The following is a 25,262-nucleotide window of genomic DNA, read 5'->3' as shown; positions in this document are numbered from 1 at the left end:
CTTACTGATTTTAAAAACAATTAATTATTCAGTTAAATAAAAGGAAGTGTTCGATCATTGGTAAAAATCTCTTTAAATCGAACAAAAGGGCGTAATCTCACTAGAATCGAATTTTAAAATTAGAAAAAATGAATGGTTAGGAATTCTAAGGACGTGCTCAGGGTTGAGTGATTTTTAAAAAGTTCATTCTATTTTCTGTTTAGCCCACCTAAAAGTTCCTAGTTTTTGTCTACAAAATGATGGAAGTAATATGACATATACTCAGGAAGAAAAACGTAGCCGGATACGTGGGATTGTAGGCGCAGCCTCTGGTAATTTAGTTGAATGGTTTGATTTTTATATTTATGCAGTATTTGCTGCTTACTTTACTCAAGCTTTAACCGCGCCAGATATGGATAGCACAACCAAGTCTATTTATGTTTGGGGGGTGTTTGCCGCAAGCTTCTTTATGCGTCCGATTGGAAGCTGGCTATTTGGTCGTATTGCAGATCGACATGGCCGAAAGAAGTCGATGATCATATCAATTTGTCTGATGGCTTTAAGCTCCTTTTTATTTGCAGCTTTGCCTACTTATGATCAAGTCGGTTTATTTGCCCCTTTTCTGTTACTCCTTGTTCGTTTGCTTCAAGGCTTATCAGTGGGTGGTGAATATGGCGCCGTTGCCACTTATATGAGTGAATTAGGCTTAAAAGGTCAGCGTGGTTTTTACTCATCTTTCCAATATGTCACTCTCTCTGGTGGTCAATTGCTTGCAAGCTTACTGGGCGTTATTTTGTTGACGTTCTTAAGTGAACAACAATTACATGATGGCGGCTGGCGTATTCCATTTGTTATTGGTGGTATCGCAGCAATCTTATCTTTGCTTGCACGTAGTCGTTTAGAAGAAACACTTTCTCATCAAGACAGCGAACGAAAAGAGTCTGGTAGCTTAAGAGAACTCTTTAAAAAGCACTGGAAAACCTTTTTATTGGTGGTTGGATACACTTCTGCTGGTTCATTAACGTTTTATGTAGAGACCGTTTATTCAAAAACCTATTTAACCAACTTAGGGATGGACGGAAAAACAGTTGGTTATATCATGACCTTCGCCCTATTTGTCTATATGTGTGCTCAACCTGTATTTGGTGCAATTTCGGACCGTATTGGGCGACGCTCTTCAATGTTGGCATTTAGCTTATTGTCCGCCATTTTTATTTATCCCGTCATGGTGATCGGGATGCGTGCCTATATAGATTCTCCGATCATCATTACATTGCTACTCATCTTTATGATGATGTTACTCAGCTTCTATACTTCTATTAGTGGTTTGGTAAAAGCTGAAATGTTCCCACCTCATGTGCGAGCTTTAGGTGTAGGTTTCTCTTATGCAGTAGGTAATGCGCTGTTTGGTGGTTCTGCGCCTTCGGTTGCCTTACAGTTTAAAGCTGCCGGAATTGAAAATACCTTCTTTATATATGTGATTGTCATGCTGGTTATCTGTTTCTTATGTAGCCTTGCGCTTCCGAAAAAACCAGATTATTTAGAACATGATCATTAATTAAATAAGATGCCTTCTGTCCCAAGCAGAAGGCATCTTTTAGCTCTTAGCAAATTCTTTTAAAAAAGCCCACGGAAAAATCCCTTTGTCATGCCCATCGCTAAAGCAAATTTGGGCACCATAACCTTGATCAAACATAGCTGTCACTTCAACATTTTGATGCTCTATTTTAATTTGTTTAATCCGCTTCGCTCGGCAAAAGCCACATGGGCAAATTTCCCTTAAACTTTGATGACTCAGACATACGCTTGAGCCATCGGTCCATATAAAGTGAACCTGCTTATTTATAGTGTCGACACGGATATCAGGTCTGATTTGCATACTTCACCTCACCAATTTGATTTAATCCAATACGAATCGCTTTTCGTACTTCAGGATCTGGATCATTTTGATGTTGTTCCAATAGCTTCTGAGCTTCTGCTGTACCAATTTCACCGAGTGCTAAAGCGACTTCTTTACGCAAGTTACTAATTTCATGTTTAAAGTTATCAGTCAAATGAGCTACTGCCAGACGCGACTTGAGTAATCCTAAGCTTCGAACTGCAGCAATACGTACTTGCCAATATAAGTCAGATAAAGCATGAATTAAGGGAGTTTCAAGCTGAACGATATGTAATTTTCCAATCGTAAGTGCAGCTTCAACTCTTAGTTGCCAACTTTCCGAAGTTAAAGAATGTTGAAGTGCTTGGATTACCTCTGCAGATATACTCTGACCATAAGCTAAACCACCTGTTGCAATACGGCGGACTTCATCATCTGTATCTGTTTCGGCAATTTTTGCCAATATCGTAATTGCTTGGTCTTGTTGTAACCAACTTAATGCACTGACTGCCTCACGGCGTACAAATGCATCTTCGTGGTGTACCAAAGCAGATATCTCTTCAAATAATTGCTGTGGTCGTAAAGTTTTTAAAGCACGCAGAATTGCACCAAGAGCAAAAGTATCCGTATGCTTTAAATACGGTGCCAGTATCTGGGCCGATGCCGCATTTTTGACTTCACTTAAACTCTGGCTGGCAGCTTGTCTCACATTCAGATCAACATCAAATAAGGCTTGAGCCAATACTTGCAAACTGGTTGGGTCTTCCCAGCTTTCTAGTTTTTTTGCCGCTTCTTCACGAACTAAAGCTGAAGAGTCGTGTTGTAGTGCTGCATGCAGCCACGGAAGTAAACTCGGATTTTCTTCATCACCAATATTCATTAAAGCGACAAAGCGTATCTTTTCATCTGCATGATTGAGCTGCGCAAGAAATTCCTGATTATATTCATCGATATCATCTAAAGCTTGATAATAAAAACTCATTCGTATTCCTTAATTTGTGATTTCTTTCCAAGCCCTAATGGATTTAAACGGCTTAACTCTTCTTGTTGAGTGGCTTCTTTTAACGTTTGGATGCAATGTTTTTTAATGGCTGTAAATTCACTACTCGTTACAAGCTCAACATCCCGTGGACGTTCAAACTTAAGTGGAATTTCTTCAATAATTCGCCCTGGTCGATGGCTCATAATCAACACTCGATCGGCTAAAAAAAGTGCCTCATCAATATCGTGGGTAATAAATAAAACCGACGTTTGGATTTCTTGCCAAATTTCGAGTAATAGCATTTGCATTTTCAAACGAGTTTGAGCATCTAAGGCACCAAAAGGCTCATCCATTAATAAAATGCGAGGTTGATTAATCAATACTCTCGCAATTTCAACTCGTTGCTGCATGCCACCAGAAAGTTCGGCTGGAAATTTATGTTCAAAACCTTTAAGTCCGACCAGATCAATCATTTTCTGAGCTTGTTCAATACGCTTTTGCTTGGCGATGCCTTTCATTTTTAAACCAAAGGCAATATTTTCGAGCACGCTTTTCCAAGGAAATAAGGTATGTTGCTGAAACACCAAACCTCTATCTGGATGCGGTTCAAATATCGATTCATCATCGACCGTTAAAGACCCGGAACTAATCGGTAAATGCCCTGCCAAAGCACCTAATAATGTTGATTTACCGCAACCCGACGGGCCAAGTAGACATATAAACTCGCCCGGTTGTATTTCGAAATTAACCCGATCTAATGCCTGAAAACGATTTTTAGCTTGCCCTAAATGTAGAGATAGATTTTGAATACGTACATGGCCTTGTGTAATTGACATTTTAAGACTTCCTTAGTTGATACCATGGAGTAAATCGGTTTCCAATCACACGCACCAATGTACTGCTAAACATACCTAACGCTCCGATCAGCACCATGCCAACCACGATATTGCTATAGTTTTGCAAGGTGAAAGACTCCCATGTGAAATATCCAATTCCGTGTTGTCCAGAAATCATTTCCGCAGTCACTAAACAGAACCAACAAGTGCCCATTCCAATAGATAAACCCGTAATAATGTTCGGTAATGCGCCCGGAATAATGACTTCATGAATAATGGCAAGATCAGAAGCACCCAGACTTTTCGCTGACGCAACGAGCCTTGGGTCAACTGCACCAACGCCATGTACGGTGTTTAATAAAATTGGAAATAAAGCCCCAATAAAGGTAATAAAAATCATGGAAGCTTCTGAGGATGGAAAAATCAGAATTGCTAAAGGAATCCATGCAACTGCTGGTATTGGACGTAATACTTCTAATGGTGGCATTAGAAAGGCAGCCAGTTTTTGGTAACGTCCTGCCAACAAACCAATACCTACACCAATTAGAGCCGCAAGCACAAAACCAATCACTACACGAAACACACTAGATTCAACATGTTCAAATGCAGCGCTGAGTTGAAAAAAAGCCCATAGCGCATGAATGACATCTAAAGGTGTCGGGACATTGCTAAAGTTCACAAAGCCTAAATTTACTTTAAACTGAGCAAGTCCTTGCCAAATGACTATCCAAAAAGCTATGGATGTAAAAGCAATCACGTAGCTTTTTAAACGCGCCGGATATGATCTCAACTGCTGAAAAAATTTAGTCAAAAATGTACTTTGGTTATTAGGTTTTGTCTGGGCTAAACTACTCATTTGTCACCTCCTGATCATTAGGTAAGACAACACATCAGCTCTGTGTTACAAGCTGAATAGCTTTAAAGTCATATACTTTTCCGCCCTGTTGTTTAGCCCATTTTTCAGCATCATCTTTTAATAAAAAGGCTTGAATTTGTCCTGCTTTGTCTGTGGCATACCATGCTAAATTAGCAAGTAACTTAATGTCGGACTGATGATCTTGGCTATAAACCACACGCACCGTTTTTCCATCGGCTTGTATTTTCTTTAAATCAGAAAAAGCATGCTCAGGCGTTTCGTAGCTACGAACTTTTTCTTCACCCGTTACCCAAATTTGAGTCACCCGATCAAATGTTTTGATGGGTTGGCCAGTTAAAGCGTCATTGGCAACCAAAGGTGATTTTGTATAGTCAGCCAATTGCTGGCTGTAATTAAGTCCAGATGCTTGAAATGCGTCCTTAATATATTGGTCATCAATAAATTTATTTACATCAAGCGTACCGTCGTTTTTTCCTAAAACTTTTAAGGTATCTATCGCAATTTGAGTCGCTTTTCGATATTCAGGTTTCCACGTTAAGTCACGAGTTTGCAGACCTAAAGGGCCATGAAATAGATAAACAACTTCGGCAGGAATACCTGTTTTTTCAGCAATAAGTTCACTATATTTTTCTGGCTGTTCCTGAATTAGACGATTCGCTTCAATAGTTGCTTGTAAATAGGCTTTTATAACTTCTGGATGCTGCTGTGCATAATCCTTGCTCGCAAGTGATCCATGAAATGTAGGTGATTTTGCTTGTGAACCATCATAGATTTTTTTAGCAAAACCTTGGTAAGCAAATAACTCTCCGAATGGTACGAAGTCAGCATGTGCAGCAATCTTATGACTTTTTAATGCAGGTCCCGCCACTTCTGGCGCCTGAGCAATCACTTTAATATCTTTATCAAGTTGCCAGCCTTCTGCCTGAATTGCTCGTAGCAAAAGTCCATGAGCAGTTGAAGCAAAAGGTACGGAAATGGTTTGTCCTTTTAGTTCTTTGAGTGATGTTACTTTTGAGTCAATTGGAACAACAATCGCATTCCCACTACCATTAATACTGCCTGACAAAGGGGCTAAAAATATGCTTTCTTTCCCAGCTTTTTTAAATGCTGCTAAATTATTAACAGCAGGAAAGTCTGCCATTGCTCCCAAATCTAGACGTCCAGCCACCATCTCACTGGTAAGTGGTGCACCAGAGGTAAAATTTTTCCATTGAATGTCATATTTAACATTCTTGTATTCACCATCTTTGGGTAAATATTTTGGTAATAAATTCAATTCACGAATCAGCAACCCACCTGTTGCACAGTTAATGGTCGTGTCTTGTGTACCAATGGCGACACGCACAGTTTCTGTTTTACTGCCGCACCCCAAAGTGCCGAGTACCATGGCACCAATTAAGCTACTGAGTAATAGTTTTTTATTGATCAATTTATTTTGTCTCATGTTACGTATTCCAAATTAATTATTTGAGTAGGTATGGGATATTTACTTTGACTGCATTTGTTGGGCAGTCCTTTTCACAAGGCATGCAATACCAACATTCATCAAATTGCATATAAGCTTTTTGAGTTGTTGGATCGATTGCCAATAAATCCATTGGACAAACATCTACACAGACAGTGCATCCTTTATCAGCAATACATTTATCTTCATCGATAATGACGGGTGCGGCAGTACGGTGCTGTACTTCTTTAAAAATAAAAGCCATGATTTGAATTCCTGATTTATTTAGTCTGCTAGAGCAACATCTTTTTGAATGCGTAAACGGTCATACGACACAGCTTCATCTTGATTAATCGGAACCACATAAGGCTCGATTGGCTTTTTGAAACTGACCATGTTCCCGTATTCATCTTTTTTCAAATGCGTGTGACAGAACCAATCCGAGTTATTTTTTTGAGGGAAATCAGCTCTATAGTGGTACAGTCCCCAGCGACTTTCTTCTCTAAACAATGAAGCTCTTGCTGCCATTTCAGCACAGTCTCGAATAAAAGAAACTTCAGCGGCACGCATCAGCTCATGAGGGTTTCTTGCTGAAATTCTCTTAATATCTTGTTTGATTTCTTCAAAGCGCTTGAGCCCAATTTCCATTTTTTGGCGAGTTTTAGGCGGTTGCAAATAGTCATTTACAAAACGGCGCAGCTTATATTCCACTTGTTCTGGAGGTAAACCTTCTGAGCAATCCAGTGGCGCAAATATTCGAGCTTTTTCTGCTTCTATTTCACTTTGGTTTAATTCGCTATCTTCAATTGCATTCACATATTGCGCGGCATTTACACCCGCAAACCATCCGTAGGTAAATGCACCAAGCATATAGTTATGAGGTACAGCCGCCATATCGCCAGCACTGTATAATCCTTTAACTGAAGTCTCAGCTTTTTCATTGACCCATACGCCAGAAGCGCTGTGCCCGCTACAGAAACCAATTTCTGAAATATGCATTTCCACCATATCTTGACGGTAATTGGTTCCTCGGCCCTCATGAAAACGTCCACGGCTTGGGCGCTCATTGGTATGCAAGATTTCTTCGATGGTTTGAATGGTTTCTTCGGCCAGATGATCTACTTTTAAATAAACAGGACCATTACCACTTTCCAGTTCTTGGTAAAACTCCCACATCATTTGACCACTCCAGTAGTCACATTCAATGAAACGTTCACCTTTACTGTTAGCGGTATAACCTCCTAAAGGACCAGTCACATAGGCACAAGCCGGACCGTTATAGTCTTTAATCAATGGATTAATCTGGAAGCATTCTAAGTTAGCAAGCTCAGCACCTGCATGGTATGCCATTGCATAGCCGTCACCTGCATTGGTTGGGTTTTCATAAGTGCCCATTAAATAGCCGGAAGCTGGCAAACCTAAACGCCCTGCGGCACCACAACATAAAATGGCAGCTTTCGTTTTAATGACATAAAAGTCACCACTACGACAATCAAAACCGAGTACACCATTGATTGCACCTTGTTCATTTTTTAAAAGCTTTGTGGTGACAATGCGATTATTAATTTTGACTTGAGCACGCTTTAACTGACGATATAAAACTTTTTTAACATCATGACCTTCGGGCATTGGTAAAACATATGCACCCATGTGATGTACTTTTTTTACTGCAAATTCGCCTGTCTCATCTTTTTCAAACTTAATACCCCATTGATCGAGTTGTTGAATGGTTGTAAAACTATGCTTTGCATATGCATATACAGTGGTTTGGTTAACTACCCCATCATTAGCAATGGTAATTTCTTTGGTGTATTGCTCAGGTGTTGCATAGCCCGGAATGACAGCATTATTCAGCCCATCCATTCCCATTGAAATCGCCCCACTGCGCTTTACATTCGCTTTTTCAATGAGCAAGACTTTTAAATTCGGGTTTTCTTGCTTGGCTTTAATCGCAGCCATTGGCCCTGCAGTTCCACCACCAATCACCACAATATCAAACTCAAGATATTTAGTTTCCATTGAATATTCCTTATTTTTATTTGAGTTATTAACGATGAATACGTAAACGGTACTGGAAGGTATCGCCCGAGAAATAGAGATATTCATAGTCAATTGGTTGGCCATTTGCGTCATGAGTCAAACGTTCGACCCGTAATACCGGAGTTCCGATTTCGACTTGCAACAAAGCCGCTAACTCTTCATCTGCTACCGTGGCATCAATGCTTAAATCCGCATGTCCCAAAGGAATATCGCACTCTTGTTCTAATGCCTTGAAAATATCGGTTGTACGTAAATCAATCGCTTTCTCTTTAAGCTTCAAACCAATATGTTCAGGCAAATAAGTCAACTCATACGACACTGGCTGACGGTTGAGTAAACGGACACGTTGAATTTCATACACATTGGCTTTAACAGGTAACTTTAATTTGGGCACAACGTGCATCGGGATCTGCTTAAGCTCGGCGGAGATGACACGGTTTAAAATTTCGTGACCAGCAGATGACATTGCTTCTGCAAAACCTTGCAAACTTGAGATGTTCTGGAACGTTTTTGGCTTGCTTACAAAGGTCCCTTTACCTGGCACCTTAAAAATATAGCCTTCCAACTGTAATTGGTTGAGCGCTTGCCGAACTGTAATTCGACTTACACCAAATTCTTCAGCAAACTCGTTTTCAGATGGAATTTGGCTCAGTACGGCATATTCACCATTTACAATTTTGTTAAGGATGAGTTCCCTTAATTGATCGTAAAGAGGCTTGTGATTTTTGGGATCTTGGGGTAGCTGGCTCACGGCTCACAACCTGTTATAACAACTTGAGCAAATAATGTTTAAAATGTTTCAGCTTTGGAAATAATTTAAAGCGATAACTTTAGTTAAAAAAATAATTTCATTTAATATCAATAAATTAATAAATAGTTATCTATAAAAGTTGAATGGTTATCATAAAAAATACATTTGTGTTTGTTATGCTATAAAACATACTCCGTTATGCCATAAACGTAAAAATTAATATTATTTTTTAGGGGATAATATGCAACAAAAACAATTAAATACCCCTGATGATTCAGTGGAACAAGTCACCTTCTGGCAAGCCTTCTTATTTTGGCTCAAGCTTGGTTTTATTAGCTTTGGGGGGCCAGCTGGACAAATCGCTGTGATGCATCAGGAACTCGTTGAGCAAAAGCGCTGGATATCCGAAAAAAGATTTTTACATGCACTGAACTACTGCATGTTGTTACCCGGTCCTGAAGCACAGCAGTTAGCAACCTACATTGGTTGGCTTATGCATAGAACTGCGGGAGGATTGGTTGCAGGTATTCTATTTGTATTACCCTCTTTATTTATTTTAATTGGGCTATCTTGGGTTTATATAAAATTTGGAGATGTGCCTGTTATTGCAGGTATTTTTTACGGGATAAAGCCTGCCGTCACTGCAATTGTCTTTCATGCAACTTACCGTATAGGTAGTCGTTCGCTTAAAAATAAGTTTTTATGGGTCGTCGCAATTGCAGCGTTTTTTGCCATTTTTGTCTTAAAGCTTCCTTTCCCGCTTATCGTTTTATCAGCTGGTATTACTGGCTATTTAGCGAGTAAAAAGTACCCAGAACTATTTTCCTCAGCGGCTGGACATAAAGCCAGTCAAAAAGATTATGGTCCGGCATATATTGATGATGATACCCCGACACCAGAGCATGCTAAATTCCATTGGTTGCGGTTAGCTAAACTTATTTTTGTGGCAATCGCTTTATGGCTATTGCCAATTTTAGCTTTAGGCGCATATTTTGGATGGCATCATTCCTATACCCAAATGGCTTGGTTTTTCACTAAAGCTGCGCTGCTTACGTTTGGGGGCGCTTACGCGGTTTTACCTTATGTCTATCAAGGGGCTGTCAATCATTTTGGATGGCTTTCACCTACACAAATGATTGATGGATTGGCACTTGGTGAAACTACACCCGGTCCACTAATTATGGTCGTTGCCTTTGTTGGCTTTTTAGGAGGCGTCAATCATTCATTACTTGGCTCTGAGCATTTATTTTTTGCTGGAGCACTCGGTGCAGTCATTGTGACTTGGTTTACCTTTCTATTTTCATTTGTCTTTATTTTTGCGGGTGCACCGATTATTGAATCTACACATAACGAAATTAAATTTACTGCCCCCCTCACTGCAATTACCGCGGCTGTGGTCGGTGTCATTTTAAATTTAGCACTATTTTTTAGTTATCACGTATTATGGCCACAGGGTTTTTCAGGCCATTTTGATATTGTCGCGGCCCTCATTACTGTTGCTGCATTTATTGCTTTATTCCGATTTAACATTAACGTGCTGTATGTCATTTTTGCTTCGGCACTGGTTGGGCTCGCAGTCACTTTCTTCTAGCTTCTAGTTATTTACTGATTGAATTGATTTTTCAAAATCATAATCTCAATAAGGCCGAACAGTTCCTTTACTGTTCGGCTATTTATATTTTTAACCCGCTAACTGGGCAATTTGCGCTGCTGCATTATCTAAGGCAGCTTGACGTGCTTCTGGTCCAAAAGCGATCCCTTCCGCTCGCACAAAAGTGATATCAGTCACCCCAATAAAATTGAAAAACGCTTTGATATAAGTTTCTTGATAGTCTAAAGCTTCGGCTGGTGAACCTTCTGAATACACACCGCCACGCGAAGAAGCAATAATAACACGTTTACCTTCTACTAAACCTTGAGGGCCGTTTTCCGTGTAACGGAATGTTTTTCCAGCAACAGATAGGCGGTCAAGCCACGCTTTTAACTGTGATGGGAAGCTAAAGTTATACATAGGTGCGCCAATTACAACGATATCTGACGATAAGAACTCATCCAAATATTGGGTGTTTCTTGCAACACGTTGTTGCGCTGTTTCATTATTAGGTTCAACACCTTGCCATGCTAAAAACTCAGCATCAGACAAATGAGGAATTGGCTCTAAAGCAAAATCGTGATGAATAATTTCTGCATCTGGATAAGCTGTGCTGAGCTGACGAATAACAGATGAGGTGAGTTGGCGGCTAACAGACTGCTCACCTAAAATACTTGTGTCAATTTGAAGTAGTTTCATCGCTTATACCTACAGTATAAAATTGTTACTTGAGCTAATTATGTTACTACTATTATTCTTATGCACAAGAAGGCACATTTAGGGAACCAAGTAATATGACTGTAACCATACCTCATGATATTCAGAGTTCAGATTGCCAAAGAGTCAGTCAAGTGTTGGCTAGAGTTGGAGAGAAATGGAGTATACTCATTGTAATGACACTTGCATCACATCCTCATCGCTTTTCTGAAATAAAGAGACGTATCAATGGAATATCGCAGCGTATGCTTACCTTATGTTTGCGTGGTTTAGAACGAGATGGGTTGGTTAAACGTACGGTTTATCCTGTAGTTCCACCTCATGTTGAATATGAATTAACTCCATTGGGCCATTCACTTACAGAGCCTGTAATTGCTTTAGGCCAATGGGCTCAGCAGCATATTGCGGATATTGATGCGGCAAGAGCTGCATTTGATGCAGCTCAGGAGAAACCAATTACATTAGACACTTAACGTAACTGCGAAGGACTCATGCCATAAAATTGTTTAAAGCGATGACTTAAATGACTTGCTGAACTAAACCCACATACTAGGGCAATATCTTGCAAAGAAAGCTGAGATGACTGAATTAGTCCTTTGGCCTTAGTTAAGCGTCTTTGCATGACATATTGGTGAGGCGCCATATTCATGGACTGTTTAAACATATGAGCAAAATGGTATTCGCTTAAATTCACAATATTTGCCAAATCAGACAAAGTGAGTGCCTGATCTAGATGATCTTCAATCCATTCCTGAATATATTTGAGTTTATGAGGTGCCAGCCCACCCTTGATAGTAGGCTGTTGCCATTGAACACTGCTATATTTTCGAATTAAGTGATTCAACAATAAACTTGCCGTTGTACTCATTTGCAAATGATTTGAAGAATCTTGCCAATCGCAATCTAACAAGAAGAATTGATAAAGCGCTCGAATCTTTTCGTCATCGTTAAAAACAACTTCGTTTAGTTCAATTTGATTCGGTTCTTTGTCCCATATTTTTTCAGCAACATCACGCAAATGTTGATCGGTGTAGTACAAGTGGACAAATTTAAGCCCACCACGTATGTCCCAAGTAGACTCCTGATGTTCAGGCAACAAACAAAAACGACCCGGCCCACCGCCGTTTTTCCAGCCCGCAGGTGTTTTTTGATAGCTTTCATAGCCATCTTGAATATAAAGACTTAAAGTGTGGTGATCGCTACAGACACTTACACGATCTTGCTGATTAGACCAAAATGCAAGTTGCATATTTTCATCAAGCACCACAGTTTCGTGAAGCTTGGCTTTAGACTGCTGTAGCTGTTCTAAAGTTTGATAAGCCATGCAAAATTAAAACGAATATGATTGAGCTTAAGTTAACCATATTCAGCAAAATTCAGCTAGTTTAGATCTATAAAAAACGCAAGATCTTGCATGTACAACACAAGAATATATACGTGAAAAATTAAGGATTCCTAGATACTTAAGCTTGGTAATCGAGGATGAAGTTATGAATATTTTACTCTATGTTGCGGTGGTGTTGATTTGGGGAACAACATGGATTGGAATTGCCGTTCAAAGCCATTATGCAACACCCGTTGTCGCAATTTTATGGCGTTTTGCTATTTCAGCCTTATTACTTTGGGTTGTTTTACTATTTTCAGGAAAATTACAGCGAATTGCTTTAAAAGATCACTTGTTCTGTATGCTGCAAGGACTTTGTGTTTTTGGCCTAAACTTTATTTGTTTTTATACTGCGGTTAAATATGTAAATAGCGGTTTAGAGTCTGTCATTTTTTCGATGGCGGTTTTCTTTAATGCCATTAATGCACTTATCTTTTTTAAGCAGAAACCTTCCCCAAACTTTGCGCCAGCTGCACTTTTGGGCCTAAGTGGTATTGTTTTACTATTTTGGCACGATCTGATTAATAGCCAGTTTAATGCGCAGCTATTAATGGGTATTGGGCTATGTGCAATAGGCACTTACGGCTTTTCTTTAGGGAACATGATTAGTGTTAGACACCAAAAACGTGGTCTAAATATCTTTTCAACAAACTGTTATGCCATGACTTACGGCGCATTGGTGATGTTAATTCTGGCTTTATTTACAGGACAAGATTTAATGCCGCCGATGAATTTCCCATTCTTAAGCTCGGTACTATACTTAGCTGTATTTGGTACGGTTATTGGATTCTCTGCTTATTTTTCTCTAGTCGGACGAATTGGCGCAGCCAAAGCAGCCTATAGCACGTTGCTCTTTCCTTTAGTTGCTTTAACAGTTTCTACTTTCTTTGAAGGATATGAGTGGACTTTAAATGCTGTATTTGGAATTTTACTCATCTTACTTGGTAACTACTTAATGTTTAGTAAGTTTGAAATTGGAAAGAAGTTATTTAGCAGTCAAAAAAATTGTGAGAAGCAGGCATAAAAGCCTGCTTTTTTATAAATCATAATTAATTTTAGCAGCCCGTTTTTAGTATCAACTCGAAATCTTTTAAAGCTGCAGCGGCTGTGGCTAATGGCGCAGATGCCCCTCCACTGACAACAAATTCCCCCATTTCTTGCGTTAACACCCGAATACATTTATTAGAACCTTGCAGATGAGCAAACGGATGATTTGCTGGGACTAACCTTAATTCAACACCTGTTTGAATTTGCTGATTTTTAATATGGATAAAACCGACCAGACGAGGAATTACATTTTCTTTTTTCCAATCACGAATATGATCGGCAGTTACATGACTGATTCCTTGTCTTGGAATATCCTGAATTTTTATATCAGCTCCCAAAACAGTATTGACTAGTATCGTAATTTTTGCAGCAGTATCCCATCCATCTACATCGAAAGAACTATTCGGTTCAGCAATACCTTTTGCTTGAGCTTTTTCAAGAGATTCTGTAAATGCGCATTCGTGTTGCAACATATCATTTAAAATAAAATTTGTGGTACCTGTAAACACACCTTCTATTTCTAAAATTTGGCAACCAGCCAAGTTATATTCAAACAAATCAACAGTCGGTAAAGCTGCAGCAGTGGCACCGCTAAAAAATAGTTTTTTATTGTGCTGATGCGCCAAGTTAATTAGTTTTTTACCTTCTACGACTAAAGCACCTTTAGATACCGCAATCGCATGCATGCTATGTGTTAAAGCATAATTTAAATAAAATAGGCCTTTCCCACCTGTCACATAATCACTTGGTCCAGTTTCAATAATGACATCTGCTTGAACCTGTTCTAAAAACTTTTGCTCAGTTAGGCCTGCTTGATATTGTGTTTTATCTAGCCACTTTGAAGCTTGTAAACCTTCTTGATCAATTAAGCCTGATGATGAGTTACAGACACCCACTAAACGGGCATCAATTTGATATTTTTGTTTATAGTATGTCGATCGATTTAAAAGAAGCTCTGCAATTTGTTGCCCAATCCGTCCGAAACCACAAATTGCCACATTAATTCGCTTCATTTCACTTTCTCAAAAATTTAAATGGTTTAAATCAATTTTCCAAAGATAATTTTAATATCTCATCTTGGAAAAATTGCTACTTATAGAGAAGGTTAAAATACTATATCGCTCAGATATTTGTTAGATTAACAATCTTAATAACCATATAAATTGCGACAGCAAAAACCATTAAAGCAAAGACCTTTTGTACAATTGCAGACGGAATAAACCGAATAGCTCGGCGTCCTAATAACATACCGAATGCACATGCGAGTGCAAACGCACTAGTAATGGCGACTGGATAGTGAAAGCCCTCTGCAATATGCATCACAATACTCATGCCACTAATAAGGAAAATAATCATAAGTGAGGTTGCAACAATGCTATGCATATCCAAATTTGTGACTTTTCTAAGCGCGGGTACAATTACAAAGCCGCCTCCAACCCCTAACATACCAGTTAAAAGTCCAGCAATAATCCCGATGCTTGCAAGCACACCACCAGTTTTAAAATTCCAGATAAAGCGTCCCGTACTTGGGTTGACCTGACACGGCGGGTTATGAAAATCCGAAACTCGGTTACTGATAAGTCGATAGCCCACTGTAAACATGACCAAGCTAAACATTAACATGAGCCAAATAGGTGAAATTGTGTTAGCTATTAAAATACCGATATGTGCCATAGGAGCACCAATTAAGGCAATCCAGATCGCAGCGCGATAACGAACAATCTTTTTAAATAAGCCTTCAATGGTTCCAATGAGAGTAGATAGCGCAACCGCCAACAACCCAATCGGTGCAGCTTGCGCCACGCTCCAGCCTTGACTGGTCATAAGCGCGGGTACAGCAAGAATGCCACCACCCGCACCGGTAAGACCAAGTAAAAAGCCAATCACAATGCCTTCAACGACAAGTAATAACATATTAAAAGCCTAAAATTGCATATACATCGTTTGCAGTAGACTGCTGGTTAATGAGTGAGTTGATCTCGTCTTCTTGCGAAGCTTTAGTCGCTTCTCAGGACAAAGCGTTGCTTTGTTTATCCTCGCTCAGGTTTGACCATCCACTCACGGCCCTTGAGCATGCCTTGCCAGTAAATTGGCGGTAAAATCTGCTCTTTAAGCAGCCAAGCCAAACGGGAAGGTTTTTGCCCATCAATTACCCATTTTGGAAAACTTGGAAGTAATTTGCCGCCGTAGCCAAACTCAGCCAGAACAATTTTTCCACGCTCGACAGTGAGTGGACATGAGCCATAGCCGTTGTACTCGCAGAAGTTTTGCTCACCGTTCAGTTGTGCGAGAACATTTACAGCAACAATCGGAGCTTGTGCCCGTGCCGCAGCAGCAGTTTTGGCATTAGGCGCATTCATCACATCACCTAAAGCAAAAATATTGGCGTGCTGTGTGTGTTGTAGGGTTTGAGGATTCACACTCACCCAGCCGGCTTCATCAGTAAGAGTACTTGCACGAATAAAATCAGGCGCTTGTTGCGGTGGAACAACATGCAACATATCGAAATCTGTTTCGACCAATGCTGCATTTTCATCATTCACCACTTTGAACCATGCTTTCTTTGCAGGCCCGTCTACTTTGACAAGTTGATGGTTAAAATGAAGTTCAGTGCCATATTTTTCAACGTATTGTATTAGTGCAGGTACATATTCTTTAACACCAAATAAAACAGCGCCAGTGTTATAAAAATGAATAGAGATATCTTTAAGTTGGCCTTGCTTTAACCAGTAATCGGCTGAAAGGTACATCGCTTTTTGAGGAGCACCTGCACATTTAATCGGCATAGGCGGTTGGGTAAAGATCGCCTTTCCACCGTTTAATTGTTGCACCAGTTCCCATGTATACGGCGCTAGATCATAACGATAGTTAGACGTCACCCCATTTTTTCCTAAGGTTTCGACTAAACCTTCAATGCCATGCCAATTCAGTTTTAAACCGGGACACACGACCAAAGCTTTATATTGAATAGGTTGGCATCCTTCCAAAATAACCTGATTATGCTCAGGGTCGAATCCAGCAACCGCAGCTTTCATCCATTTTACTTTTGAAGGTATCACACTTGTCATTGAGCGTGCGGTTACTTGTGGTTTGAAAATACCACCACCGACCATGGTCCAGCCCGGTTGATAATAATGTGTATCTGCGGGATCAATAATGACAATATCTAAATGAGGTTCACGACATAAAAGACTCGACGCTACAGAAATTCCTGCTGCCCCAGCGCCAACAATCACAACGCTATAACAAGGAATTGTGGCTGGTTCATGATCACGTTTTAAAATACGTGGCACCAAGCCTTTTAAGTTAAACCCAAGCTTATTACCCGACTCAACTAACAGTGCTGCATCTTGTGGAGCAACTTCAGCCAAAGCCCACAAACTGATTGCACGCATACCAGAGCGACAATATGCTAAAACGGGCTTCTGAGCATTCTGATAAAGCTGCTTAAACTCGGTAACTTGTTGATCGCTAATTTTACCACTGATAACAGGCTGATAGATTACGTTTAGGCCATGTCGCTGAGCTGCTTCTTCAATTTCAATCACATTGGGTTGATCTGCACCTTCCCCATCTGGACGGTTACATATCAGAGTTTTTATTCCTTGGTCTGCAATTTTTACAATATCGTTGGCAGTAATCTGGCCAGCAACATAAAAATCTTGATTAACTCGTTTAAGTTCCATATTGCCACCTTATAATTGTGAAATTGAGCCGCAAGCCTGATTAGCAGGAAGTGCTTTATCAATTTGTTTTGGATATGGCAGATTTAAGTTATTCATTAATTCAATAAAATCTTCACGCGAGCGATTCTGACCTAGACGTGAATTATTTAAGCGTTCATAACCAATTGTTGAAGAGAAACGACCTTTATAATCGTGTCCCGGATATACAATAGTGTTGTCAGGTAAGCTAAAAAGTTGTTTATGAATACTGTCATAAAGTGTACCTGCATTACCTTGCTGGAAGTCAGTTCGACCGCAGCCATCAATTAATAATGCATCACCAGTGAAAACCATGTTTCCAACTAGATAACTCGTACAAGCATTGGTATGACCTGGTGTATAACGTGCTTCAATACTGAGGTTGCCAACTTTAAGTATGCAACCATCAGTAATTAAAATATCTCCGCAATTTACTTCTGAGTTTCTGTGTAAAACTGATTTGCAATGAAACCGTTCACGAAGTAAATTTGCAGCGGTAATATGGTCTGCATGAACATGAGTATCTAAGGTATAGATGAGCGTAAATTGATGCTGCTCTAATTCTTTTGCATAAATCTCTAAATCTGATGCGACTGGATCAATTAAAACAGCCTCTCGTGTTTCTTCACATCCAAGCATATATGTATAAGTCGAACTTTCTTTTTCAAAAAACTGCTTAAAGAACATGATTTATACCCTAATAATTTATTTCTTTCCTATATTTTGCAAATAAGATGCCAATTATTCAAAATTAAATAATAAATATAAAAATCAAAAACTTAAAATAATAAGTAAAACTAAACTTAGAAAATGAACTCAGCTTGATGTTCCTATGAAACTCAAGTATGTTTCAATGAAACGATTGTGAAACATATAAAATGGCAAAGCTAAATTTTGAGTCAGAACAGAATTTTTATATTTTATTTGAGCAGCTTAAGGCTCTCTTCCCAAATGCGAGCCTGTTTTTAGCAGACACAACGACTCAAGCAATTCACTATAAATTTAATACAGATGACATTTCTGTAGAGAACATAGCAGCGCTTACTCAAGACCATCACAATCAATATCTTGAGATCAATACTCCTAAAATGAGAAAGCGATTTATCTATCAAGAACATGATATTTACATCGCAGAGCATCGAATTATCGGGAAATTGCATATTCTACAGCCCGTTAGCATAGAGAATGATATTGTTGATGAAGTAGAGCTAACAGAACAATTGCAAGACTTGGCTAAAGTTTTCAATAGTTGTTCACCAGAAATGACTCGTATGTTTTCAATTATTCAACGAGTGGCAATTACTGAGTTTCCAGTGCTCGTACGCGGTGAATCTGGTAGCGGTAAAGAACTGGTGGCACAAGCAATTCATGATTATAGCCAACGTAAAAATAAGATTTTTGTAGCGATTAACTGTGCGGCCCTCAATGCCAATATTCTAGAAAGTGAACTATTTGGGCATGTGAAAGGTGCTTTCACCGGAGCAATTCGCGACCATAAAGGCGTGTTTGAACGTGCCGCAGGCGGAACGCTGTTTCTGGATGAAATTGCCGAGATTCCTTTAGAGCTTCAATCTAAATTATTACGGGTGTTAGAAACAGGTGAATTTACGCCAGTTGGTGGTGAAAAACCGATTCAGGCCAATATCCGCATTATTACAGCAACACATAAAGCTTTACGCGAAGAGGCTAAGGCTGGGCGTTTCCGTCATGATCTACTCTACCGTCTACGCGTAATTCCAATTTTCATACCACCACTCAGAGAGAGAAAAGTCGATATTCCACTCATTGTCGATCAGATTTTAAAAGAAAGCTCAACTCAACTCGACACAATGCCCCGTCATGTCAATCAAAAAGCCATGCAAGTTTTATTGAATTATGACTGGCCAGGAAATGTTCGTGAGCTTAAAAACACTCTGCTTTATGCTTTAACCATGGCAAATGGTAAAGATGAAATTGAAATCGAAGACTTACCAAATGAACTCTTAAATGCTGAAGATTACGTTAAATTACCGGAGTCAAATACAGAGCTTACCCCTGAAAATGTACAAGCTGCTTTAGAAAAATATAACCATAATTTGAATATGGTCGCGAATATTTTTGGAATTAGCCGCACCACGCTTTGGCGATATAGACAAAAGCATAAGCTTTAGCTAGGTATTTAGCTCATCTAAGGCGTATCATATTGCACTTGGTTAGGTTCGTTAGTTCAAAGGCTTTATATGATTGTTCGTGATAAAAGCAATGTATTTAAACTCTTATTTGCTTGGAAAGGAACAATTTTACCGAAGGTCTTGCCAGCACTGAGTTTTGTTGTCTTTATTTCAGCATGTGTGGTCTGGCTCTCTTATTATCATTGGATTCAAATTCCTACCGTACCCGCGATCGGATTTACCATCTTTGGTGTGATTCTGTCCATTTGTACAGGCTTTAGAAATAACGCATGTTATGACCGTTGGTGGGAAGGCCGCAAGCTCTGGGGTGCTTTAATTGCCAATGCCAGACATATTGTTAGAGATAGCCATGTTTTATCTAATGAACAACGTGAACATTTAATTCATCAGGTCTTAATTTTTAGTAACTTGTTGCGTGATCGACTACGTCAACAAACAGTCGAACCCACCAAATTTCTTGAGCATGCCTATTTAAATAACTCTTCACTTAATTATTTAAATGAGCATATTAATGCACCTCAATTTGTACTCGAAAATATTCAAAAAGATTTAGTCAAAGCTCTAAAAGACGGCGAAATTAGTGACATTATCTATGGCACTCTGACACGCCATATTGTTGAGCTAGGTAATATTCAAGCGGGTTGTGACCGTATTGCTGGGACACCTTTACCCTACTCATATTCAGTACTTTTGCACCGCGCCGTTTACTGTTTCTGTTTCATTCTACCATTTAGCCTTGAAGCAGCTTTAGGTATTTGGACACCGCTTATTGTCGGCTTAATCGCTTATATGTTTTTAGGTTTAGATGCCTTAAGCGCTCAAATTGAAGAACCTTTTGGTTTGCAAGAAAATGATTTACCGCTCGATTCTATTGTGCGTTTGATTGAACGTGAGTCTCTAAGTTCTTTAGGACAGCCATTACCCCCTATTATTGAAGCTCAAAACAACAACTTACTTTAATAAAAAAGAGCGAATCATCGCTCTTTTTTAAGGCTTGAGTGTCTATTTAGGGATGTACGATAATCTTAACGGCTGATTCATTGTTATGAATTAAGGTTTCAAAACCTTGTGAAATCAAATCATCAAGTTGAATGCGCTGCGTAATAAAAGGTTCCAGATTTATTTTACCTTCTTCGACCAGTTTAATAGTTTCTTGATGGTCATTTACATAGGCAATTGTGCCTCGTACATCAAGCTCTTTCATCACCACACTATGCACATTAATTGATGCTGGATGGCTCCAAATCGAAACAATAACTATAACGCCTGTTGGTTTCACTGCCGCAACCAAAGTATCTAATACCTTGTTAACGCTACTACATTCAAATGCAACATCAACACCATCGCCATTAGTAATTTTCATGACCTCAGAAACAACATCAACTTCAGACGGGTCTAAAATATAATCTGCAACACCCGACTCTTTGGCTTTTTCTTTACGTTTGGCACTTAGTTCGGTAATGATGACCTTAAGCCCTTTCGCTTTTAAAATTGCCGAAAGCAATAAACCAATTGGCCCCGCACCGCCAACCAGTGCAATATCACCAGCCTTTGCACCACTACGTACGAAAGCATGGTGACCCACCGATAACGGTTCAATTAAGGCTGCCTGATCGAGTGGGATTTTATTGGAAATTGGATGCACCCAACGGCGTTTAACCGCAATTTTCTCCGACAAACCACCGCCACGACCGCCTAAACCAATGAAGTTCATATTTTTGGAAAGATGATAATTATCGCCCGGTCCAGTCGGTACATCATCCGCCACAATATAAGGCTCTACGACTACATGCTGGCCAATTTCAATATCATCAACACCTTCACCTACGGCATAAACCACACCTGAAAATTCATGTCCCATGGTAATCGGTGCAGATTCACCTGAAATAGGGTGCGGATGTCCACACGGTGGAATAAAAATTGGTCCTTCCATAAATTCGTGCAAATCTGTACCACAGATTCCACACCAAGCTACCTTAATGCCTACAGTGCCGGGAGTGACTTCTGGTTCAGGGATATCTTCAATACGAATATCGCCTCTGTCATAAAAACGTGCTGCTTTCATTATTATCTCCCTCAAATCAGGATGTTGTTTTAGCGATAGACAATGCCGCCGTCCGTTAAAATGGATTGACCCGTAATATAGTCCGAATCTTCACTTGCCAGAAAAGCAACTAATGCAGCTACATCATCTGGTGTTTGGGCTCTACCTAAAGCAATGCCTTCCACATATTTTTTATAAGTTTCACCTATAGCGGCACCGGTAATTTCAGCAAAACGTTTATCAATTTCAACCCACATGTCCGTTCCGACAATTCCGGGGCAATATCCATTTACCGTAATACCGTGACTGGCATATTCTTTTGCCGCAGCTTGGGTAAGTGCTCGTACCGCAAATTTGGTTGCCGAGTAAATACCGAGTAAAGCAAACCCGTCGTGGCCTGCAATTGAGCAAGCATTAATGATTTTACCTTTATGTTCGCGTTGTTTAAATTTTGCAGCAGCAGCCTGTATTCCCCACAGCACTCCACCAATATTAATATCAACAATTTTTTGGAATTCATCAGGTGTGATATCAGCAATCGCTTGAACTTGTGCAATTCCAGCGTTATTGATCATGACATCAAACCCACCAAGTGTCTGCTCAGCATGATTTATAGCAGCATACACTTGCTCGCGGTCACTTACATCAGCAATAAATGTGCTCGCATTTACACCTAAAGCTTGAATTTCCTGCTGCACATCGTTCAGTCGATCTTGTTTCATATCAACTAATGCAATATGTGCCCCTTCTTGCGCCAAGCGCAGGGCAATCCCACGGCCAATGCCTTGGGCTGCCCCAGTCACTAAAGCGACTTTATTTTTTAATCCCTTAACCATGTTCAACTCCTGTAAATGTAGAATTTCTACATATGAATCGCTCGTTGCATTGAAGCCAAAATAGATTCATGCATGGCTTCTGATAATGTTGGATGTGGGAAAATCACTTGAGCTAAACTTTCATCAGTTGCTTCTAGATATTTCGCAATGGCAAATCCTTGGATATGTTCGGTCACTTCATGGCCGACCATATGTGCACCAAGTAACTCACCCGTTTCTGCATGTACCACCGCTTTAACGAAACCTGACGCATCTCCAATTGCCAAAGCTTTACCATTTGCAGTTAAAGAAAACTTACCAATACGTATAGGTAGATTCTTAGCTTTTGCTGCGTTTTCTGTTAAACCAATACTCGCCACTTGTGGATGTGTAAAAATACAACCGGGTATCTGGCTACGGTCGAGTGAATGGACGTTTGCCACACCAGCAATTTTCTCAACACATATCATGGCTTCATGGCTTGCTTTATGGGCAAGACACGGTGCTCCAGCCACATCACCAATCGCATAAAGCCCTGCTACGTTGGTTTTACAATAGTCATCAATTGCCACAAAACCTTGTGGGTTGAGTTCTACACCTAAACGTTCTAGTCCTAGCCCCGTGGTATTCGGCTGTACACCAATTGCCGAAAGCACGCGGTCAAAAACAAGAGTTTGAACATCATTTGCCGTTTCAACCACACAGTGGACTTGCTCATTTTCAATCTGAATACTTTGAACGACAGCATCGGTTAAGACTTTCATACCTTTTTGTTCAAATTGTTTTCTGACAAATTGGGCAACTTCCGCATCTTCAGTTGGTAAAATCTGCTTGGCTAAATCAATTAATGTCACCTGACAACCCAAGTCTTGATAAAGGCTAGCAAACTCGCTACCAATTGCACCAGAACCTACAACCAGCAAACTTTTCGGTAACTGCTCTGGAACAAGCGCTTCTTTATAGCTCCAGACATATGTTCCATCGACAGGAAGTTGAGGAACATGTCGAGCTTTAGCTCCAGTTGCCAAAATGATATGTGGTGCACTCAAAGCCTGACTATTACCTTGAGCATCTGTCACTTCAAGTTTTTCTTTTGCCGTAAGCTGAGCACGACCATTAAAAACCGTCACCTGATTCTTTTTCAGTAAGTAATCGATGCCTTGTACTAATTGAGCTGACACTTGTCGGCTATGTTGCACAAGCTTTTGAATATCAAAATCGAGTTGCGATACCTGAAAACCAAACTGTCCGGCATGTTTAAACTGGGTTGCGAGCTCTGCCCCTGCAAGCAAAGCTTTGGTTGGAATACAGCCCCAATTTAGACAAATTCCGCCTAAATGTCGCTCTTCTACAATTGCGGTTTTTAACCCGAGCTGGGCTGCACGAATTGCAGCCACATACCCACCCGGTCCCGCGCCAATCACAATTAAATCAAATTGAGCTTCTGACATGCGGGTTCTCCTACACCAAAATTAAAGCAGGGTTTTCAACAAACTGCTTAAAGCTAGCCAAGAATTTCGCCCCAACTGCGCCATCAATAACTCGGTGATCGCATGACAACGTCGCTGTGACAATCTCACGAACCACTACATTGCCATTTTCAACAACAGCGCGAGATTCCGAAGCACCTAATGCCATAATTGCACCTTGCGGTGGGTTAATAATGGCGTCGAACTGTTTAATGCCTAACATTCCTAAATTTGAAATGCTAAAGCTGCCTCCCTGAAACTCGTCAGGTTGTAACTTGCCAGTTTTAGCACGCGTTGCCAAATCACGCATGTCATCGGAAATTTGTGCTAAAGACTTCTGATTTGCTGCTTTTACAATGGGTGTAATTAAACCGTTTGGAATCGCTACGGCCACCGAAATATCCGCTTGAGAGAACTGTAAAATTGATTGAGTCGCCTCATCAAATTGAACATTCACCTCAGGTACTTTAATCAGCGCGGCGGCAGCTGCTTTAATTAGCATGTCATTAATAGAAAGTTTCACTTGGGGAACAGTCTCATTAATCTGCTTACGTAGTTTTTGCAAAGCCTCTACGTTGAGATCGACCACTAAGCGGAAATGCGGTGCATTACGTTTTGCAGCCTGTAACCGTGAAGCAATCGCTTTACGCATACCATTCATCGCCACAGTCGTAACGGTTGATTGTGGTTGAGCAACAGCACATTGAGCAGATTGTTCATTTACCGACGTTGGGTTATTACGATAGTAAACTGCCTCAACATCTTCTTTACAGACACGGCCACGAGTGCCTGAAACACGGCAGTCATTTAGGTTAATGCCCCATTGCTTTGCTAAACGACGTGCTACAGGCGTTGCTAAAACTTGGCTATCATCGGCCGTAGATTTAACTACTTTAGCTTGAGTTTGCTGCTTAACATCAGGCCATTGACCACCAGCAACCTGTACAGCCTTCTGAATGTCTTGAACACTAATACGTCCTTCACGACCAGAACCTGTGACTTTTGCCAAGTTTACATTGTGTTTTTCTGCAAGCTTCAAGGCATGCGGCGTTGCAAACAACTCATCAGATGTTTGATAGCCTTGTAATGACTCTGGTACAGCGTAGTCATCTTTCGCTACCTTTACAGGAGCTGAAGCACTAACTGCTACAGTCTGTGGTTGTTCTGCTTTTTCAGCAACAGGTGCAGATGTTTCCGCTTTACTTTGCTCCGAAGGTGCTTCAGGTGCTTGAGCTGCTGAACCACCTAGTGATGCGATAAACCTTTCAATTTCTGCATCAGAAACTTCACTATCAGCACATACGGCAATAAGACCACCAACAGGTAAAGTATCACCATCTTTCGCTAAAATTTTACGGAGCGTTCCAGCAAAAGGCGCTTCTAACACATTGACGATTTTTGTGGTTTCAATTTCACAAATTTCATCGCCCTTATTAAAGCTATCACCCTCTTTAATCAACCATTGGGCGATCGTGCCTTCTTCCATGGATAATCCCCATTTCGGGATCTCCAACGTTTTAATTTCGCTCATC

Annotated in this window: 24 protein-coding genes; 6 read left to right on the top strand and 18 right to left on the bottom strand. The window is 40.1% G+C overall.

The genetic code is table 11. The annotated features are described in order from the left end of the window. Positions 1 to 250: 250 nt before the first annotated feature. Complete coding sequence (locus tag EGS71_RS02210; protein ID WP_000222733.1) at positions 251 to 1,537, top strand: MFS transporter; 1,287 nt, start codon at positions 251 to 253, stop codon at positions 1,535 to 1,537. 39 nt (positions 1,538 to 1,576) lie between these two features. On the opposite strand, the gene EGS71_RS02205 is transcribed toward EGS71_RS02210, so the two are convergent. The 8 genes from EGS71_RS02205 to EGS71_RS02170 are packed head-to-tail and all read right to left on the bottom strand — an operon-like array spanning position 1,577 to position 8,788. Next, entirely contained in the window at positions 1,577 to 1,858 is a 282-nt protein-coding gene (locus EGS71_RS02205; RefSeq protein WP_001167102.1) for a gamma-butyrobetaine hydroxylase-like domain-containing protein, read from the bottom strand. Further along, entirely contained in the window at positions 1,842 to 2,840 is a 999-nt protein-coding gene (locus tag EGS71_RS02200; RefSeq protein ID WP_000011851.1) for a HEAT repeat domain-containing protein, read from the bottom strand. The genes EGS71_RS02205 and EGS71_RS02200 overlap by 17 nt, the downstream gene beginning before the upstream one ends. Further along, the gene (locus EGS71_RS02195; protein WP_000028991.1) at positions 2,837 to 3,676 is read right to left on the bottom strand and encodes an ABC transporter ATP-binding protein; all 840 of its coding nucleotides are present in this window, start codon (positions 3,674 to 3,676) and stop codon (positions 2,837 to 2,839) included. The genes EGS71_RS02200 and EGS71_RS02195 overlap by 4 nt, the downstream gene beginning before the upstream one ends. A 1-nt stretch (position 3,677) precedes the next feature. After that, positions 3,678 to 4,532 (bottom strand): ABC transporter permease, encoded by an 855-nt coding sequence (locus EGS71_RS02190; RefSeq protein ID WP_000096310.1) that lies wholly within the window; start codon positions 4,530 to 4,532, stop codon positions 3,678 to 3,680. 34 nt (positions 4,533 to 4,566) lie between these two features. Further along, positions 4,567 to 5,997 (bottom strand): ABC transporter substrate-binding protein, encoded by a 1,431-nt coding sequence (locus EGS71_RS02185; RefSeq protein ID WP_001249628.1) that lies wholly within the window; start codon positions 5,995 to 5,997, stop codon positions 4,567 to 4,569. 19 nt (positions 5,998 to 6,016) lie between these two features. After that, complete coding sequence (locus tag EGS71_RS02180) at positions 6,017 to 6,262, bottom strand: 4Fe-4S dicluster domain-containing protein (protein WP_000864072.1); 246 nt, start codon at positions 6,260 to 6,262, stop codon at positions 6,017 to 6,019. Between the two features lie 20 nt (positions 6,263 to 6,282). Next, positions 6,283 to 8,016, bottom strand: a complete 1,734-nt coding sequence (locus EGS71_RS02175; RefSeq protein ID WP_000448791.1) for a fumarate reductase/succinate dehydrogenase flavoprotein subunit — start codon at positions 8,014 to 8,016, stop codon at positions 6,283 to 6,285. A 28-nt stretch (positions 8,017 to 8,044) separates the two neighbouring features. Beyond that, positions 8,045 to 8,788: a GntR family transcriptional regulator gene (locus tag EGS71_RS02170; RefSeq protein ID WP_000080813.1), complete on the bottom strand. Its 744-nt coding sequence runs from the start codon at positions 8,786 to 8,788 to the stop codon at positions 8,045 to 8,047. A 241-nt stretch (positions 8,789 to 9,029) separates the two neighbouring features. On the opposite strand from EGS71_RS02170, the gene chrA reads away from it, so the two are divergent. Further along, positions 9,030 to 10,379, top strand: a complete 1,350-nt coding sequence (chrA, locus tag EGS71_RS02165; protein WP_001186391.1) for a chromate efflux transporter — start codon at positions 9,030 to 9,032, stop codon at positions 10,377 to 10,379. A gap of 90 nt (positions 10,380 to 10,469) precedes the next feature. On the opposite strand, the gene EGS71_RS02160 is transcribed toward chrA, so the two are convergent. Beyond that, on the bottom strand, positions 10,470 to 11,078 hold the full coding sequence (locus tag EGS71_RS02160) for an FMN-dependent NADH-azoreductase (RefSeq protein ID WP_000771649.1): 609 nt from the start codon (positions 11,076 to 11,078) through the stop codon (positions 10,470 to 10,472). Positions 11,079 to 11,173: 95 nt separating this feature from the next. Between EGS71_RS02160 and EGS71_RS02155 the strand changes: the two genes are divergently transcribed. Further along, positions 11,174 to 11,569: a winged helix-turn-helix transcriptional regulator gene (locus tag EGS71_RS02155; protein ID WP_001983845.1), complete on the top strand. Its 396-nt coding sequence runs from the start codon at positions 11,174 to 11,176 to the stop codon at positions 11,567 to 11,569. Here EGS71_RS02155 and EGS71_RS02150 read toward each other — a convergent pair. After that, positions 11,566 to 12,420: a helix-turn-helix domain-containing protein gene (locus EGS71_RS02150; protein WP_000331394.1), complete on the bottom strand. Its 855-nt coding sequence runs from the start codon at positions 12,418 to 12,420 to the stop codon at positions 11,566 to 11,568. The two genes, EGS71_RS02155 and EGS71_RS02150, sit on opposite strands and share 4 nt — an antisense overlap. A gap of 166 nt (positions 12,421 to 12,586) precedes the next feature. Here EGS71_RS02150 and EGS71_RS02145 point away from each other — a divergent pair, with 166 nt between their 5' ends. Next, the gene (locus EGS71_RS02145) at positions 12,587 to 13,504 is read left to right on the top strand and encodes a DMT family transporter (RefSeq protein WP_001023744.1); all 918 of its coding nucleotides are present in this window, start codon (positions 12,587 to 12,589) and stop codon (positions 13,502 to 13,504) included. Between the two features lie 31 nt (positions 13,505 to 13,535). Here the strand turns inward: EGS71_RS02145 and EGS71_RS02140 are convergent, their stop codons facing one another. The 4 genes from EGS71_RS02140 to EGS71_RS02125 all read right to left on the bottom strand — a co-directional run bounded on the left by EGS71_RS02140 (position 13,536) and on the right by EGS71_RS02125 (position 17,918). After that, positions 13,536 to 14,540 (bottom strand): homoserine dehydrogenase, encoded by a 1,005-nt coding sequence (locus EGS71_RS02140; protein WP_000822390.1) that lies wholly within the window; start codon positions 14,538 to 14,540, stop codon positions 13,536 to 13,538. 109 nt (positions 14,541 to 14,649) lie between these two features. Beyond that, on the bottom strand, positions 14,650 to 15,441 hold the full coding sequence (locus tag EGS71_RS02135; RefSeq protein ID WP_000925653.1) for a sulfite exporter TauE/SafE family protein: 792 nt from the start codon (positions 15,439 to 15,441) through the stop codon (positions 14,650 to 14,652). 116 nt (positions 15,442 to 15,557) lie between these two features. Beyond that, positions 15,558 to 17,213: a TIGR01244 family sulfur transferase gene (locus EGS71_RS02130; RefSeq protein ID WP_000421175.1), complete on the bottom strand. Its 1,656-nt coding sequence runs from the start codon at positions 17,211 to 17,213 to the stop codon at positions 15,558 to 15,560. A gap of 9 nt (positions 17,214 to 17,222) precedes the next feature. Then, positions 17,223 to 17,918, bottom strand: a complete 696-nt coding sequence (locus EGS71_RS02125; RefSeq protein ID WP_000465446.1) for an MBL fold metallo-hydrolase — start codon at positions 17,916 to 17,918, stop codon at positions 17,223 to 17,225. Positions 17,919 to 18,109: 191 nt separating this feature from the next. Between EGS71_RS02125 and EGS71_RS02120 the strand changes: the two genes are divergently transcribed. Beyond that, a complete protein-coding gene (locus tag EGS71_RS02120; protein WP_001096448.1) occupies positions 18,110 to 19,381 on the top strand; it encodes a sigma-54 interaction domain-containing protein in 1,272 nt (423 codons plus the stop codon). 69 nt (positions 19,382 to 19,450) lie between these two features. Next, positions 19,451 to 20,362 (top strand): bestrophin family protein, encoded by a 912-nt coding sequence (locus EGS71_RS02115; RefSeq protein ID WP_000636996.1) that lies wholly within the window; start codon positions 19,451 to 19,453, stop codon positions 20,360 to 20,362. Positions 20,363 to 20,408: 46 nt separating this feature from the next. On the opposite strand, the gene EGS71_RS02110 is transcribed toward EGS71_RS02115, so the two are convergent. The 4 genes from EGS71_RS02110 to EGS71_RS02095 are packed head-to-tail and all read right to left on the bottom strand — an operon-like array spanning position 20,409 to position 25,261. After that, positions 20,409 to 21,467, bottom strand: coding sequence for a 2,3-butanediol dehydrogenase (locus tag EGS71_RS02110; protein WP_000642313.1), 1,059 nt, complete (start codon positions 21,465 to 21,467; stop codon positions 20,409 to 20,411). Positions 21,468 to 21,496: 29 nt separating this feature from the next. After that, positions 21,497 to 22,282 carry an acetoin reductase gene (locus tag EGS71_RS02105; RefSeq protein ID WP_000238436.1) on the bottom strand — a complete coding sequence of 262 codons (786 nt, stop codon included), beginning with the start codon at positions 22,280 to 22,282 and terminating at the stop codon, positions 21,497 to 21,499. A 26-nt stretch (positions 22,283 to 22,308) separates the two neighbouring features. Then, entirely contained in the window at positions 22,309 to 23,712 is a 1,404-nt protein-coding gene (gene lpdA / locus EGS71_RS02100) for a dihydrolipoyl dehydrogenase (protein ID WP_001287526.1), read from the bottom strand. 10 nt (positions 23,713 to 23,722) lie between these two features. Continuing rightward, complete coding sequence (locus EGS71_RS02095) at positions 23,723 to 25,261, bottom strand: 2-oxo acid dehydrogenase subunit E2 (protein ID WP_001289742.1); 1,539 nt, start codon at positions 25,259 to 25,261, stop codon at positions 23,723 to 23,725. Between the last annotated feature and the right edge of the window lies 1 nt (position 25,262).

It is taken from the genome of Acinetobacter sp. FDAARGOS_559, from assembly GCF_003940475.1.
Classification (GTDB): Bacteria; Pseudomonadota; Gammaproteobacteria; order Pseudomonadales; family Moraxellaceae; genus Acinetobacter; species Acinetobacter baumannii.
The sequence above is the reverse complement of the archived record's forward strand: the minus strand, read 5'-3'. Positions and strand labels throughout refer to the sequence as shown.

Excerpts from the sequence above, each read along its gene's own strand:
- EGS71_RS02210 (WP_000222733.1), top strand. The coding sequence starts at position 251 with ATGACATATACTCAGGAAGAAAAACGTAGCCGGATACGTGGGATTGTA.
- EGS71_RS02205 (WP_001167102.1), bottom strand. The coding sequence starts at position 1,858 with ATGCAAATCAGACCTGATATCCGTGTCGACACTATAAATAAGCAGGTT.
- EGS71_RS02200 (WP_000011851.1), bottom strand. The coding sequence starts at position 2,840 with ATGAGTTTTTATTATCAAGCTTTAGATGATATCGATGAATATAATCAG.
- EGS71_RS02195 (WP_000028991.1), bottom strand. The coding sequence starts at position 3,676 with ATGTCAATTACACAAGGCCATGTACGTATTCAAAATCTATCTCTACAT.
- EGS71_RS02190 (WP_000096310.1), bottom strand. The coding sequence starts at position 4,532 with ATGAGTAGTTTAGCCCAGACAAAACCTAATAACCAAAGTACATTTTTG.
- EGS71_RS02185 (WP_001249628.1), bottom strand. The coding sequence starts at position 5,997 with ATGAGACAAAATAAATTGATCAATAAAAAACTATTACTCAGTAGCTTA.
- EGS71_RS02180 (WP_000864072.1), bottom strand. The coding sequence starts at position 6,262 with ATGGCTTTTATTTTTAAAGAAGTACAGCACCGTACTGCCGCACCCGTC.
- EGS71_RS02175 (WP_000448791.1), bottom strand. The coding sequence starts at position 8,016 with ATGGAAACTAAATATCTTGAGTTTGATATTGTGGTGATTGGTGGTGGA.
- chrA (WP_001186391.1), top strand. The coding sequence starts at position 9,030 with ATGCAACAAAAACAATTAAATACCCCTGATGATTCAGTGGAACAAGTC.
- EGS71_RS02160 (WP_000771649.1), bottom strand. The coding sequence starts at position 11,078 with ATGAAACTACTTCAAATTGACACAAGTATTTTAGGTGAGCAGTCTGTT.
- EGS71_RS02155 (WP_001983845.1), top strand. The coding sequence starts at position 11,174 with ATGACTGTAACCATACCTCATGATATTCAGAGTTCAGATTGCCAAAGA.
- EGS71_RS02150 (WP_000331394.1), bottom strand. The coding sequence starts at position 12,420 with ATGGCTTATCAAACTTTAGAACAGCTACAGCAGTCTAAAGCCAAGCTT.
- EGS71_RS02145 (WP_001023744.1), top strand. The coding sequence starts at position 12,587 with ATGAATATTTTACTCTATGTTGCGGTGGTGTTGATTTGGGGAACAACA.
- EGS71_RS02140 (WP_000822390.1), bottom strand. The coding sequence starts at position 14,540 with ATGAAGCGAATTAATGTGGCAATTTGTGGTTTCGGACGGATTGGGCAA.
- EGS71_RS02135 (WP_000925653.1), bottom strand. The coding sequence starts at position 15,441 with ATGTTATTACTTGTCGTTGAAGGCATTGTGATTGGCTTTTTACTTGGT.
- EGS71_RS02130 (WP_000421175.1), bottom strand. The coding sequence starts at position 17,213 with ATGGAACTTAAACGAGTTAATCAAGATTTTTATGTTGCTGGCCAGATT.
- EGS71_RS02125 (WP_000465446.1), bottom strand. The coding sequence starts at position 17,918 with ATGTTCTTTAAGCAGTTTTTTGAAAAAGAAAGTTCGACTTATACATAT.
- EGS71_RS02120 (WP_001096448.1), top strand. The coding sequence starts at position 18,110 with ATGGCAAAGCTAAATTTTGAGTCAGAACAGAATTTTTATATTTTATTT.
- EGS71_RS02115 (WP_000636996.1), top strand. The coding sequence starts at position 19,451 with ATGATTGTTCGTGATAAAAGCAATGTATTTAAACTCTTATTTGCTTGG.
- EGS71_RS02110 (WP_000642313.1), bottom strand. The coding sequence starts at position 21,467 with ATGAAAGCAGCACGTTTTTATGACAGAGGCGATATTCGTATTGAAGAT.
- EGS71_RS02105 (WP_000238436.1), bottom strand. The coding sequence starts at position 22,282 with ATGGTTAAGGGATTAAAAAATAAAGTCGCTTTAGTGACTGGGGCAGCC.
- lpdA (WP_001287526.1), bottom strand. The coding sequence starts at position 23,712 with ATGTCAGAAGCTCAATTTGATTTAATTGTGATTGGCGCGGGACCGGGT.
- EGS71_RS02095 (WP_001289742.1), bottom strand. The coding sequence starts at position 25,261 with ATGAGCGAAATTAAAACGTTGGAGATCCCGAAATGGGGATTATCCATG.